Consider the following 14,237-nt stretch of genomic DNA (forward strand, 5'->3'; position numbering starts at 1 on the left):
ACGGGTTCACTTTTTCAATAGCGGCATATCCTATCAATTAAAGAAATATCACTTCAGCGTATAAACAATAAGCACTGGGTTCTCGGAAGTTTTTGCAGCCATGGCTGTTTTTGCAAAGTTTCTACCTTTACTTTTAGCCCAATTTTCAAAATCAGCCCTCCCCATTTGCTTTTTCTTTTCTACCAATGTCTGGTAAAGGTCTTTACCAGCTATTCTTGTCCCCACTTTCCCCGGTTCAAAACCATATCCTATTGACTTTAGATCATTCCCTTCATCGATATCATTTATTAGATTACCCTCAATCAAATGGGATTGTGATTCCTCCCGGTCATAAAAGAGGTTGTAAACTTTCTTTTCGTAACTGAGGATGGTGTAAAGCTGTTTTTCGGAAACATGGTATCGACCTTGGAAGTATAGTTTTGCACGACTATTAATAAGCTTAAGTCTGTCTCCTAATTCCAAGCCCTTTAATTGTTCAAGATCTTGACCATAATTCCCATAGTCAAAAGTAAACTTGGAGACCATTTGTTGATTTTGGAATTGAAAAATCGTATCGAGAAAAGTCATCCCAAAATAAAGATGTTGCTTGCTTTTTTGAAAATAGTTCCTACCAGACATCTCACTTTCAAGTCTTTCGGGGTGGTATGACAAGAAATTGATGGTATCCTGCAAATTTTCATTCAATGTTTGGACAAAAAACGCTCCTGTATTCCTAGCGGAGCTGTACAAATAATAGCGGTTTTCAAATTCAGAAAACACACCCGGGCCAAAGGGAGCTTTTAAGGTCAATTCACGTAGAAACTCCCCTTCCGGGCTAAACCACATTATTTTTCCGGGATAAACCCCTAACAAGACCAGTTCCTCGTTTACAACTGTCAAACCATCAATCATAAGGTATTCACCAGGCCCCTCCCCATAAGCATCAATCTTTCCTAAATACTTACCTGACTTATTGAAAATTGAAATGCACTTGCAACCGTACACATCAAGGGTATAAATTTTATCTCCATGAAATAGTATTTGTTGTAATCCTGCATTAAGTTGTGCTTTCTCCGAATCATCTTCCAACCAAATATAGGAGATTTCAGGCGCAAAAAATTCAGATAATTTCCCGGCTCGGGATTGAGAAATATCTACAGTAACCAGTTCTATTCCCCCCTCTTGTTTTTCAGTTTGCGTATTCTTATTACAACCGCTTATAATAAATAAAAACAAGCACCCCAATAGCCAAAAACAGTGGTTGAAATGGTTAAGGTTTACTTTATGATGGCAAATATAAGTAAGAGCAATTTGGGAAATGAACATGTTTTTAATCGTTATTGAATGAAGTTAAAACTACATTACTTGAGTGGGACTCCCCCCGCTTGCTCATTAAATATTTAATATCTATATTATTATCATCCACTCCTTTCTTTATAGGCAAAACAAATGAATTCCTTCTTGTTTTCTTGGTCATGTCGGGTCATATTACATAGCATTTCTTCATGAGGGTTATCGTTATTGATACAGGAAATACATAAAGATGGTTTTTGAATTAAATCCATATTAATTTCATACCCATCATCATCAAAGAAGCCATTTATTTCGGTTGGTGGGATATCGTCGATGTGCCTTCGCCCTTTGGCGTCCTTTTTTGGTACAATGGCTGACTCAATTTCATAATCATCATTTGGCTGGCTCTCCCCAGTAATACATGTAAAACAACTGTTCCCAAGGGTTGCAGAACCGATTACCCAAATGTCATTTCCACAGGAACATTTGACTCCTTTTTTATAATCAGCTAATGCCGTTTCAAGCCGTTTCCTTAAATCTTTTTCATTTTCACTTGGGTTGTTTTTCAAGTGCTTTTTTACATATTCTTCAATTGAAATTGGGGTAAATTTCATTTTGGTTTTAATTTTATTGTCGTGTGAATTAAACTATTTGGGGATTGATGTTTCTATCAAAAAGGGTAAGTTTCCCATTTACCTCTCCACTAATTCTCATTAAAGGCAAAGGCAGTATCTCCAGTAAAGTCGGTACTTACCATTGTAGGGGCCCAGTATTTTTCTACATGGTCTATCACCAAACGAGTTCCCTCAAAATGGTCTACATAAGGAGGCATTTCCGGATTGTACATGGTATCGGTCATGTCCCGCATTAACACCACATTTTTATCAAGATTGGCCAGCTGCCGGATAGCAAAGGGCCTTCCCAGCACACACATGTTCAAATGCACCCCCATTACCACAATATGGTCTATATTGTTTTCAACCATAATATTGTAAACTTCCTGTCCCTGGTCGGTGATAAAATCTTCGTCTTCAATACTGATATCGGCTGTTTGCCTGGTCCATGCGGTCATCTCTTCGCAAGGCTCCCCATCCGCACATGGCTTATCACAGCCTCCATCACTATCGTCTATGGGTAGGGCAGCTTCTTTGTTTTCATCCAGATAGCACCAATCATTGATAGGAAAACCTTCTGGAGCCTTATGACTTGGAATTTCCATTGCTGCCTTCCTTTGCGGTGCATCTTTATAAAAATCCATGGTTCCACTTGGAGCATGAATAATGGTCACTCCCATCTCCCTGGCATTGCGCAAGGTTTTATCCATGACCGGAGCCAAAGCGCCCACTCTTTGCGTAGCACTTTCACACCAATGCCTGTCCCACATGTCGGTCACAATGATTGCCGTCTTTTTAGGGTCCCAGGATTCAGTATAGTCAACCGCTTCCCAGCTATTTGCTTCACTCTCTGACTTTACTTTTTTTCTTAGGTTAACTGATACCGTTTTTACCTCACTTACAGCATTGGATTTTTGCTCCTCTTTCTGAGCAGATTGGCAACTTAAAATTATAGTTGGCAAACAAAGGAATATTAAGTAGAACAATGGTCTCATATCAATTTTTACTTCCAATTTACATTATTACTTTAATGTTTTAAAATATAAAGCTATAGAATTTCTGCCTTTTTATTCATAAGAACCGATTGACAATCAACAAACTACTAAAAGTAAATGAGCTACTAAATTTATCATAAAAAAAGCGCACATATAAATTTATGTGCGCTTTTTCTGCAATAGGATAGAGAGCTAAAAAAACTACGATTGCTTTTCGCAAACTGTTTTAGCTAATCTTTACCAAATTATTTTAAGGTTTTGAAATACAAGATAACAGATTCGATGTCCTGATCAGAAAGTAAGCCCAGGAAGGAAGGCATCTCCCCTTCTCTGCCTTTTACTACTTTCGCACCTGGGTCAACGATGGACTCTTTGATATAAGCATCGTCTGCAATAGCAGTTGTGCCATCTTTAAACTCTCTTTTGGCGCCATAGAGTCCTTTTACACTTGGACCTATTTTGCCCGCTACATTGTCGTCAATCGCATGACAGGCAATACAACCGTATTTCAAGAATATTTCTTTTCCTTTGATTGCATCTGCTTTTCCTTCTTCTTCACCTGCCAATAAGGTCGGATCAAAGTTTTCGATCAGGTCTGCAGGATTAAGGTTTTCAAATCCATCCGACTTGAGATTTGCTTCGTTAACCGCATTTACGGTCATCCAAACCTTGTCAGACCAAGAGGTGCCGGATACTGTTTTAAGGTCAAAGGCTACCTCCATTTGCATGACAACAGCAATATTCGGAACAACCAGAAAAACGGCTTTTTTGTCGGTGGACAGGTGGGCTGCCAATACTGGCAAGTTCTCCTCACCTACTTCTCCATCCAATTGGTAATGCCCTGAACCATATTTTTCTGTTCGCAGGTAGTTCCATCTTTTGACCTGATAGTTTGCCAAATCGCTGGCTGTCGCCTCATCCAATTCCTGACCAAATCGTAATAATATTCCTCCATCACGAACTTTATAATCTACAGGCAATAAACTTTCCTTACCCGTGTACCTCAATCTCAGAAAGGCGCTTAAAGCATCAGAATTGTGTCCCCATAGGGAGAATCCTGCAAAATAAACAAGGCCATCAGTAGGGTTAACCGTACCCTTCATGGTAGGTGCCGGAAAAATGCCGGGAATCACGGATGCTCCTCCTTGTACTACGGATGAACCACTGTCCACTTTCACCAAAAACAATCCTGGTCTACCATATGACAAATGAAGCATTTGACCATTGAGTGGGCCCATCTGATCCGAAGTAACCCAAATTTGACCTACACCTGAACGGTCTTCACCGTGGGGAATCCAGGTGATAGGAGGAGTCGTTTCAGGAATAGGCGCCCTATGAGCAGTAGCAGGAACCCCAAAATAATCCCCTTTTCTAATCAGCATAATGGGGGTAGATGGCATATAATGCCCCTGCTGGTCAGAACCTGTTAACCAACCTTTTTCAGGATGAATCCCAAGATAAGGCCCTCTAAATCCAGTTGCAAACTGACTAATACTTCTCCCATCTGCTGAAACTTTTAGCACAGATCCATCGTCATTTGAGGCTGATCTAAACCCCATTAGGGCCTTAGGTGAGGAGGCTTCAGGTCCCATATCCAAGGCTCCAAACTTGGCCACATAAAAACCTCCCTTTGGATCAGCCATCATATCGCTGGCCCATTCACGGGTTTCGATAGATTGTGCCATGATATTGGAGAAATTTTCATAAAAATCAGCCACCCCATCACCATTCAGGTCATGTAGTCGGGTGATGCCATCCTTACCGTAAACATAGATTTCACCATTTACCACTTCTATACTTTGGGGCTCATAAAGTCCGGAAGCAACTCTGGTCCACACCAAACGGTCCAAAGACCTATCTATCCCTGCTATTTTCCATACATCCCCTTCAAAAGTGACCATGGCTGCCTCAGATTCGTTAAGGAAACTTACGTCAACCATTCTAACATTTCGTTTCCAGGGATTTGGCACTGGCAATGTCAATCGGTCTGTTACAAATGCTGCTGTATCAGGTGAAATCTGGCCCTTGGTCAGTACTTCATCCTCCCAATAAGGCTTGCTTCCTTTTTCAAAATCAGGAAGAGTAGACAATTCATTAACCAATACCTCTTTAAATTTATCTTTTTCGGAAGCTTCACCATTCCAAAGCAATAATTCAAAATCTACTGTTGAAGTATGCGCTGCAACTTCCACTACCAAATACCTATTGTCTTCAACGGAAAGGGTAACCCCTTCACTGCCATTGGCTAGTCCCATGGATGTCACTTTATCCCCATGATACACCAAAACCTGGTTGTCGGTCAATTCTACATTGGTGATATCGGTTATTTCAGCAGCCATTAGAAAAGTCTTTTTGTCAGAAGTTGCCATGGCAAATCTTCTGCTGAAAACGGGAAGTCCCTCATGAACAAGGCTGCCCGGCAATTCGTAAACTAAGGTATTCCCTACTGTATAAGAAAGTATAACTTTGTCTTCAACTGGATAAACACCTTCATACCTGCCTATTTCAGCAGGTACGGCTCCCCATGCAGGACTGTCAGGATGAGGTGATGGTTTTCTTGGGTCTTTTACCGATGGCTCACCAATGGACCAACCTGGGTAAACGCCCGTGGCGAGTTTAGGATCTCCTCCTATTTTTGGGATTTGGTTCCCTTTATTGTGAAAATCAGCATAGGAAACCTGAGCCATGGTTACCATTGGCATAAAGTCTCCAGTCCAGGCCACCGACCAACGCAACATATCCGTATCAAAACATGCGTAAGCATCATTCCCTAATTTAATGGCCAAAACGCGGGCAGAGATATTGTCTTCAGGAAAACCGGCTCCCAAATCCCTTCCATCAAAAGATGTTGTGATGTAGGGAAAGGAAGGCTCCACAAATGGGGCAAAACTTTGATCTTCAAAATTTACTGAAGTTATCAAGTTTTCCTTTTCAGCTTCACCACATGCCGATAGCATCAATAATATTATGGAAAGTGTAGCAAAAAAATTTCTTGTTTTCGGCCATTGAAAAAAATACATGGCAACAGTCTCAGTGTGTTTCATTTCTAAGTTATACAATTTAGCTAATAGGTTTTCAAGTTAAATTTAGGTTATTGGGCTTGAAGACAGCTGCTGAAAAAATAATAAAATCAGTTTTTCATTGCCATTTCAATTTGGGTTATTTGTGCAATTCCACCAATTAGTATTCGCCGGTTTTACAGTATTTTCCCCGACCGATCGACCCATTTGGTTATCTAGCGTTGAAATTACATCCAAAACCGCTAATTACAAAAAATAATATCTACCGGTAATATTAGGAATGGTTTTTAGTGATTGGAATAAATGAAGTAGCCCCGCTATTTATTATACCTGTCTTTAAGTAAATTCATCATATAAACATTGATATCCCATTGATTGGCAACTGGCATTTCGGAAAACGGTAGTGTCGGCATATAAGGAAAAGGTCCAAACTCTGTATTGATGGTTAACGTGGTATTTTGTTCTTTATGCCTTTGGACAACCTTATCCCACCAATTGAGATGAGCAGACAATTCATTTTCCCACTCTGGTGCCCGAGGATCATTTACTTGTGGCCCTTCTGCATGCCCTACCCTACTATGGATATGATCTGTTCTGGAAATTGCCAAATTGACAATGTCCTCCTGGTCCTCAAGCAACGATTCATGCACATTGCACCAATGGGAAATATCCAAACAAAGGCGAAATTCCGCAATGTTTTCTAAGTACTTCTTAGCAATTGGAGCGGCATACAAACATTTCCCCCGGTGGGTTTCATGGGTAATGGGAATTCCTGACTCTTTTGAAAGCCTATCGGCCAATTGGAAAAGAGGCAAATTGTCTTCAAAATCGAAGTAATCCTTACCTGTTTGGCAGTTGATAAGGACTGGTGCTGCTGCTATTAGATGATTGAGGTACCTTTCATAAGAATTTAAAAGGGCTTTTGGGTTGGTTTCAAAAGATTGAAAATATTGGCCAATCAACTCTAGTTCATGATCTTTCAGGATATCCAGCAAATTATCCTTTTGCTTGTTCTCCAAAGGAAGATCCATTTCCACACCATCGTATCCTGCTTCTTTGACATTTTTACAAAACGCTTCAAAAGGCAAGGTATTTCCCCACAGTGGAGCATAAAATTTGATAGTCATTTTTATTGGTGTTAATCCCATTTCTAATTCGGGGCCAATTTATAGATTTAGGGAGTAGATAAAAAATCCAGAAGGAAGACACGATTAAATTCTGATCCCAGAATAGCGAGATTGCCACACCTTTTCCCACCCTCAAAGCCTCCAGAAAAGGTTCGCAATGACGGGTTGGGTGGGGAGATTTGAGAAGTTTTAGAAGGATAGGAACATAAAAAGGGAAGTGTTTGAAAACACTTCCCTTTTTATGTACTGGCTAAAGTTAGGCAGAAATCTATCTTGAAGCCATGGATTTGTCTTCCTTATAAAATACACGCCAGATCTTTCCGGTGACAGAATCTGAGATTATTACGGTGCCATCAGGGGCCATTGCAAGGCCTGTTGGTCTGTGCTTGGCATCGCTTGGCGCTTCTATTGTATCTACACCTGCAAAGCCCTCCGCTAAGCTTTGATATTCTCCTGCAGGGTCTCCATTCTCAAAAGGTTGAATGGCCACGAAGTACCCTTTTTGTCCCAGAGGAGCCCTGTTCCAGGAACCATGAAAAGCAATAAGTGCGCTTCCTTTGAAGCTTTCAGGAAATTGATCTCCTGTATAAAACAACAGGTCATTAGGTGCCCAATGTGCAGGGAAAGTAGCAATAGGTCCTTCAGTTCCTTCACATCTGTCGGTACTTTTTCTGTCTCCACCATATTCTGGGGCAGTCACACGGATGTCTTGTGATGGATCAAAATAACAATAAGGCCAGCCAAAATCAGCCCCATCGCTTAGCCTGAACATCTCTTCTGCAGGTTGTTCAGCACTTTCCTCTTCTGTATACATGTCCGGAAACAATCCGTTTAACATGTCCCGACCATGTTGCACTGCATACACATTTCCGTCAAGGGGATTGAATTGTAATGCTACAGCATTTCGTATACCAGTAGAAAATCTATGGCCATCTTCCAATTGTGTCTGACCGACTTTTGTTGCATCAAAACGCCATACTCCACCATGCCTTTCTAGAAGAGGACATGGGTCCATGGCGGGAGAATCCCTGGTCCTGTCTTGTTCCTGACAAGCATTGGATGGGGCACCAATATTCACATAAAGGTTCCCTTTATCATCAAAGGTAAAGGATTTTGCTGCATGTGAAGTTTGTACAGGCAAGCCAGAAACAATTGTGTCTGGAGCATCTGCATTTTCGGGCAATAAATTGTCTCCAATAAAAGAATACCTAAATATAGTGCTGTCATTGGAAGCATATAGATTTCCATCGTAGAAAGCCATTCCGGTACCGCCAAAATCGCTAAAATACTCAATCTCATCCGCCCTGCCATCTCCATCAGTATCTCTAATTGCAGCAATTCCACCTTGGTCATTCGCTTCCCTAAGGTTTACATAGATATCTCCATTTTCCCTTACGGCCAGGTGTCTGGCTCTTCCCAGATCTTCGGCAATTACATAGGACTGAAATCCAGTACCCAGATTCAATCCACCCTGATCGTCATCTGCTGTAAAGTAAGGATCTTCTGAAGCAGTTTCTGTAGGGCCGCCACATCCCGAAAGCAGGCCTCCACAAAGGAGAGTAAATAAAATTAAATTTGAATATTTCATGTTTAATTATGGTTTTAAGGTGGTTAATGTTTAAATATAACGCTAAACATCATTTGCCACAAATATTGTACCTTATATTTCGATCAAAAACAAACCAAATTATACCTTAATCATTAAATTTAGGCATTAAAAAAATGAAGTTTTACTTCAATGTAAACGGCTTATGCCAATATTTAGTGAATGAAAAACAGCCCCTCCCTTATTGCAAGCTCATGCCTGGTATTATTTCTATTGGGTCTTAATTCATGTCAGGAAAGAAACCGCTTTACAGCTTTACCGATTTCTCACACAGGCATTGCATTTGAAAACACACTGCTGGAGGATGAATTTTTCAATATACTTACCTTTGAATATTTTTATAACGGAGCAGGCGTGGCTGCTGCAGATTTTGACAATGACGGTCTAGATGATCTTGTATTCACCTCCAATATGGGGAATTGTGAGATTTATGCCAATAAAGGTGACTTTGCGTTTGAAAATAAAACACCAGGTTCAGGGGTAGCCACTGAGGGAAAATGGGCTACTGGAATAACCATTGTTGACATCAATCAGGATGGCTTAAGAGACATTTACATTTGCTTTTCAGGCCCTTATGGAGCAATAAAAAGAAAGAACGCATTGTACATCAATGTTGGGGATTTTAAATTTATTGAAAAAGCAGCAGACTATGGCCTGGCAGACAATGGGTTTAGCACCCAAGCTGCCTTTTTTGATTATGACAGGGATGGAGACCTGGACATGTACCTGATGAATAACATGACTGACGTAACAGGGCCAAATATTATTCGTCCCAAAAGGATCAATGGTGAAATGCTAAATACCGACAAGCTTTACCAAAACAATGGAGAGGGAACTTTCAGTGATGTCTCAAAAGAAAGTGGGATTACCCTGGAGGGATACGGCTTAGGTTTAGCCATTGCGGACTTCAATGAAGACAATTGGCCAGATATTATGGTTAGCAATGATTACCTCTCCAATGACATTTTGTACCTGAACCAAAAAGACGGTACTTTTTTGAATGTGGCAGGAAATGTATTTCAACATACCAGTTATTCCGCCATGGGCAACGATGTTGCTGATTTTAACAATGATGGGAAAATAGATCTTATAGAAGTGGACATGCTCCCTCCTACTAATTACCGTCAAAAATTGATGTTTGGCAAAACGGGGCACGATCGATTTACTTCAGAAATTAAAAGTGGCTATGAACCCCAATTTATGCGCAATACCCTTCAGTTGAACCGGGGAATAAATGCGGAAGCTTTGCCACAGTTTTCTGAAATCAGCTTTCTGGCAGGCGTCTCTGCTACCGACTGGAGCTGGGCTCCTTTATGGGCTGATTGGGACAATGATGGCTGGAAGGATTTATTCATTACCAATGGTTACCCCCGTGACATCACCAATAGAGATTTCGTTGATTACAGGTCTAATTTTCATCAATTAAATAGTAAAGCAATTTTTGAAGAGCTTAAAAAATTGGAAGGGGCACACCTTGGAAATTTCATGTTTCAAAACAACCAAGACCTCACTTTTAAAGATGTATCAATAGATTGGGGCTTCGACAAACCTGGATACTCCAGTGGCATGGTATTTTCCGACCTAAATAACGATGGCCAATTGGACCTTGTCATCAACAATACCTACAGTAGGGCTACGGTTTATAAAAACAATGGCCAGGACAACAGTAAAAACCAATATTTAAAAATTAAACTGGTAGGAAACAAAGGAAACCTGCAGGCATTGGGAACAAAAATAAAACTTTATGCCCATGGCCAATTGCAATATTATGAGCATTATCTAACAAGAGGTTACCAGTCCTCTGTAACCGAAACCATACATTTCGGACTTGGAGACAAGCAACAAATTGATTCGCTGCAAATCCAATGGCCGGATGGACAAGTGAATCAATTGTACGCCCTACCTGGTAAGCAGGTCCTCACCCTCAACAAAAAGGAATTGGAGAAGGAAAAAGCTAAAGTGCCATCCCATTCGCATCCATTAGAAGTAGCAGAAGAACGGCCAGAAACACTGCCCATTTTTAATCACCAGGAAAAATTTTATGCTGATTTCAACCTACAGCCATTATTGCCTCACAAACACTCGCAACTTGGGCCAGGCATAGCGGTTGCCGACATTAATGCGGATCAATTGGATGATTTTTTTATCGGCGGAGCCTTTGGGCAATCTGGAGTGATCTTTTCCCAACAAGAGGATTCAGGTTTTGATGTGACCCCACTACCAGACGATAACAGCAATTTTGAGGACATGGGCGCTTTGTTTTTCGATGTGGATTCAGATGGGGACCTGGACCTGTATGTAGTTTCTGGCGGGAATGAATTTGAAGCTGGATCAGCGCACTATCAGGACCGGTTGTATTTAAACGATGGTCAGGGAAAATATGAACGGGCACAAACTGTACTACCCGAAATTTCAGCAAGTGGCTCCTGTGTGACAGCTGCAGACTTTGATAAAGATGGCGATATGGACCTCTTCGTTGGAGGTAGACTGTCACCCAATTCCTACCCATTACCCGGAACTTCTCAGCTGCTTCAAAATAAGGGTGGCACTTTTACCGAAGTCGCTGATCTGGTGGCACCAGGTTTGAAAAATATAGGCATGGTAACAGCCGCCCTTTGGACGGACTACAATGGAGACAATTGGCCGGATTTGATTTTGGTAGGTGAATGGATGGATATCACGCTTTTTGAAAATCAACTGGGGAAATTGGTTTTGAAAGAAGGCCTACCAGGAATAAAATCGAGTTCAGGCTGGTGGAACAGTATCACAGCTGCAGACATAAACCAAGATGGATTGACAGATTATATCATAGGAAACCTCGGCTTGAATAGCAGGTATAAAACCAGCGTAGAAAGTCCTCTTAAGATCCATTGGGGAGATTTTGACAAGAATGGCAACTTGGAATCCATCATTTCCTTTGTTGAAAATGGGAAAAGATTTCCCATCCACCCACGGGATGATTTGTTCCAGCAAATCCCCCAATTAAAAAAGAAATTTCCCGACTTTCACAGTTATGGAAAGGCTGAACTGTCTTCTCTTTTAGGTAAAAATTTTGTAGAAAAAACCGAAAACACTTTAACCATAAATACTTTTGCATCAGCCCTTCTAATAAATAAAGGAGACAAAGGGTTTGAAAGCATCGCATTGCCAAATATGGCCCAAATTTCACCTGTCTTTGGCATTGAAGCAGGGGATTTTAATGGGGATGGATTGATGGAAGTTTTTTTGGCTGGCAATTTTCACCAGGCGGAAGTGATCACTGGGTCCTATGATGCCGCTTACGGCTTATTGATGGAATTTGAAGCGGATGATAAAATCCGGGTAAAAGAGCAATTGCTTGGGCTGGGTGGAGATATCAGGGCAGTTGCTCCTGTTTATTTAAGCGCAAAAAGGGAATTTTTTCATATTGCCACTAAAAACAACCAGCCTACCCAATGGATCAATTTTCATGGGAAAAAAGCCATGGATTCCCCCTTGCCAGAGGTTCATGGAGCTAAAAAAGCCATGCTTTACTTTAAAAATGGTCGGTTAAGGGCAAAGGAATTTTATTATGGATCGGCTTATTTAAGTCAACATACAAACCATATTTTTCCTGAGCCTAACCTTGTTAAGGTTATCTATTATGATAAAGACGGTACTCCAATAAAGGAGCACCATCTTTAATTTAGTTTTTAAGATAAACCCCTTAGTGACTAAGGATCAAACTATTGTCAGGATTAATATAGATAAAATAACCTTTAATATTTCTGGTTAATATTATTCACTAATTCATCCTCGAAAAGTAACGCACCTCAAATCTGTTTTGGTTTTTCCCTTTAAATATTGGCTTTTTGTCCGTTCTTAACACCATGTTTTCCCCATCAATGGATAATATTTCATAGACGTTTACCAGCTCCCCATTGCTATCAAAATACTTAAGACGTTTGTCTTCAATGGAGTACTTGTTACTAACAGAAGATTTAACCGCACTGGTGATCGCCTCACCAGTGGGTAAATACCTATAGGTTTCTTCCTGATGCCAACCTTGGCTGGAGAAATTGAATTGATTGTAATGGTAATAGGCAGAATCCAATCTCCATTCACCTATTATTTTTTGTTCATAACTGCTATTACATGAAAGGGTCAAACCAAGAATAAGGCAAAAGATTAATCCTGTTTTAAGCATTAGTATCCGGAATTTTGACTCAATACACCGTTACTCAAATCGATCTCTCTTTGGGGAATGGCAAAAAGATAATGTTTAGGCCTTTCAAAATTTCTTGGCGGCTTTAATGGTCCCAGGTCTTTTTTATACAAGGCCACAATATCTACCAAATTGTCTTTATCCCAACGAATAAGATCCTGGTGACGCTGATTTTCTCCAGCCAATTCTACTCTTCGTTCATGGATCAGGTCTTCCATAGTGGCATTAGTAAGTTCCGCTCTGTCTGCTCTTTCCCTGACCGCATTGATTTCAGCATCTCCATTTTGACCTGATCTTATTTTGGCTTCTGCCACCATAAGCAAGACATCTGCTGTTCTTAAAATCGGATTGTTATGACTCATATTAAGCCCTCCCTGAGGATTCCAAGAAGAGTATTTTCTGAAGTGATAGCCTGTAGAAGAAAGGTCTTCGGTGTATTCAGTCACCCCTTTGTCTCCACCCAAATCCACCATATCTCCCGGCTTATAAACCGTGTAATCCAGTCTGGGATCACCGTCTTCAAACTCCTCAATCAAATCCTGCACTGGTTCATGAAAATCCCAACCACCCCAGGGTCTTGGTGTGGTGTAAATAATATGGGTATTGTCCTGCCATCCTTGCAAACTTTGTATAGAGAACAATACCTCAGGATTATTTTGCGTTTCCACCCGGAAATTGTCCTGATAATTATCAGCCAATGGGTAAGGACCATCTAAAACCTTCTGACCGAAGGAAATGGTTTTGTCAAAGGCTTTCTGGTACAGGTACAACTTGGCCAATAACCCATTGGCAGAACCTTTATTCGGTCTACCCAAATCATCCGCATCATGAGAAATAGGCAATAGATCGGCAGCTTTTATTAAATCAGATTCAATCTGTGCATAGGTTTCCTCCAATGTAGACCTGGGTTTGTTGTAATTGTTTGCGATGACATCCTCCTCAAGAATTATAGGCACACCACCATAGATCACAGCAAATCTCCAATACATAAATCCTCTCAGAAAATAAGCTTCTCCTAAGGTCCTGTCTTTGAGTGATTGGTCCATGCTGATATCTGGAACGTTTATTAAAACGGCATTGGCCCTGGAGATTACCTCATATTTGTGTCTCCAGCTATAATACAATTGAGGATTACCTGCATCAAAAGTAAAAGACTCTATGGCCTGGTCTTCACCATGATCTCCCGCCCTGAACTGATCGTCAGAAGGAATGTCAAAGGTGTGTTCAGCGTGTCCGTAAAAGTCTTCCACCACTAGTGGCTCATACATGGCATTCGCTGCTGCTACAGCATCTTCTCCATTTCTCCAAAACTGTGAAGAAGTAGATTGTCCATAGGGCGTTGTATCGAGTATATTGTCTTCACAAGCTGTAGTAATTAATACCAGCAACAAAAGAAGTTGAATTGAATTTTTCATATTCT

General features: G+C 40.7%; 9 protein-coding genes. 1 reads left to right on the forward strand and 8 read right to left on the reverse strand.

Annotated features, from left to right (window positions below; translation table 11 throughout):
* Positions 1 to 48 precede the first annotated feature (48 nt).
* From AC0L7T_RS17940 to AC0L7T_RS17965, 6 genes are all read right to left on the reverse strand, one after another.
* The gene (locus AC0L7T_RS17940; RefSeq protein ID WP_473337182.1) at positions 49 to 1,305 is read right to left on the reverse strand and encodes a 6-bladed beta-propeller; all 1,257 of its coding nucleotides are present in this window, start codon (positions 1,303 to 1,305) and stop codon (positions 49 to 51) included.
* Between the two features lie 92 nt (positions 1,306 to 1,397).
* Positions 1,398 to 1,886 carry a hypothetical protein gene (locus AC0L7T_RS17945; protein WP_473337184.1) on the reverse strand — a complete coding sequence of 163 codons (489 nt, stop codon included), beginning with the start codon at positions 1,884 to 1,886 and terminating at the stop codon, positions 1,398 to 1,400.
* 89 nt (positions 1,887 to 1,975) lie between these two features.
* Positions 1,976 to 2,848, reverse strand: coding sequence for a cysteine hydrolase family protein (locus tag AC0L7T_RS17950; protein WP_473337186.1), 873 nt, complete (start codon positions 2,846 to 2,848; stop codon positions 1,976 to 1,978).
* 278 nt (positions 2,849 to 3,126) lie between these two features.
* Complete coding sequence (locus tag AC0L7T_RS17955) at positions 3,127 to 5,925, reverse strand: DUF6797 domain-containing protein (protein ID WP_473337187.1); 2,799 nt, start codon at positions 5,923 to 5,925, stop codon at positions 3,127 to 3,129.
* A gap of 293 nt (positions 5,926 to 6,218) precedes the next feature.
* Positions 6,219 to 7,028, reverse strand: coding sequence for a sugar phosphate isomerase/epimerase family protein (locus tag AC0L7T_RS17960; RefSeq protein WP_473337189.1), 810 nt, complete (start codon positions 7,026 to 7,028; stop codon positions 6,219 to 6,221).
* 268 nt (positions 7,029 to 7,296) lie between these two features.
* Positions 7,297 to 8,616, reverse strand: a complete 1,320-nt coding sequence (locus AC0L7T_RS17965) for a PQQ-dependent sugar dehydrogenase (RefSeq protein WP_473337190.1) — start codon at positions 8,614 to 8,616, stop codon at positions 7,297 to 7,299.
* A gap of 180 nt (positions 8,617 to 8,796) precedes the next feature.
* On the opposite strand from AC0L7T_RS17965, the gene AC0L7T_RS17970 reads away from it, so the two are divergent.
* A complete protein-coding gene (locus AC0L7T_RS17970; protein ID WP_473337193.1) occupies positions 8,797 to 12,297 on the forward strand; it encodes a VCBS repeat-containing protein in 3,501 nt (1,166 codons plus the stop codon).
* Between the two features lie 100 nt (positions 12,298 to 12,397).
* Here AC0L7T_RS17970 and AC0L7T_RS17975 read toward each other — a convergent pair whose 3' ends face one another.
* Both AC0L7T_RS17975 and AC0L7T_RS17980 read right to left on the reverse strand, forming a co-directional pair.
* Entirely contained in the window at positions 12,398 to 12,799 is a 402-nt protein-coding gene (locus AC0L7T_RS17975) for a hypothetical protein (RefSeq protein ID WP_473337195.1), read from the reverse strand.
* Positions 12,799 to 14,232 carry a RagB/SusD family nutrient uptake outer membrane protein gene (locus AC0L7T_RS17980; RefSeq protein ID WP_473337198.1) on the reverse strand — a complete coding sequence of 478 codons (1,434 nt, stop codon included), beginning with the start codon at positions 14,230 to 14,232 and terminating at the stop codon, positions 12,799 to 12,801. Before AC0L7T_RS17980 ends, AC0L7T_RS17975 begins: the two co-directional genes overlap by 1 nt.
* Positions 14,233 to 14,237: the final 5 nt, after the last annotated feature.

It is taken from the genome of Cyclobacterium sp. 10D3-21 (assembly GCF_055809755.1).

Coding starts and splice junctions, on each gene's coding strand:
- AC0L7T_RS17940 (WP_473337182.1), bottom strand. CDS start 1,305: ATGTTCATTTCCCAAATTGCTCTTACTTATATTTGCCATCATAAAGTA.
- AC0L7T_RS17945 (WP_473337184.1), bottom strand. CDS start 1,886: ATGAAATTTACCCCAATTTCAATTGAAGAATATGTAAAAAAGCACTTG.
- AC0L7T_RS17955 (WP_473337187.1), bottom strand. CDS start 5,925: ATGAAACACACTGAGACTGTTGCCATGTATTTTTTTCAATGGCCGAAA.
- AC0L7T_RS17960 (WP_473337189.1), bottom strand. CDS start 7,028: ATGACTATCAAATTTTATGCTCCACTGTGGGGAAATACCTTGCCTTTT.
- AC0L7T_RS17965 (WP_473337190.1), bottom strand. CDS start 8,616: ATGAAATATTCAAATTTAATTTTATTTACTCTCCTTTGTGGAGGCCTG.
- AC0L7T_RS17970 (WP_473337193.1), top strand. CDS start 8,797: ATGAAAAACAGCCCCTCCCTTATTGCAAGCTCATGCCTGGTATTATTT.
- AC0L7T_RS17975 (WP_473337195.1), bottom strand. CDS start 12,799: ATGCTTAAAACAGGATTAATCTTTTGCCTTATTCTTGGTTTGACCCTT.
- AC0L7T_RS17980 (WP_473337198.1), bottom strand. CDS start 14,232: ATGAAAAATTCAATTCAACTTCTTTTGTTGCTGGTATTAATTACTACA.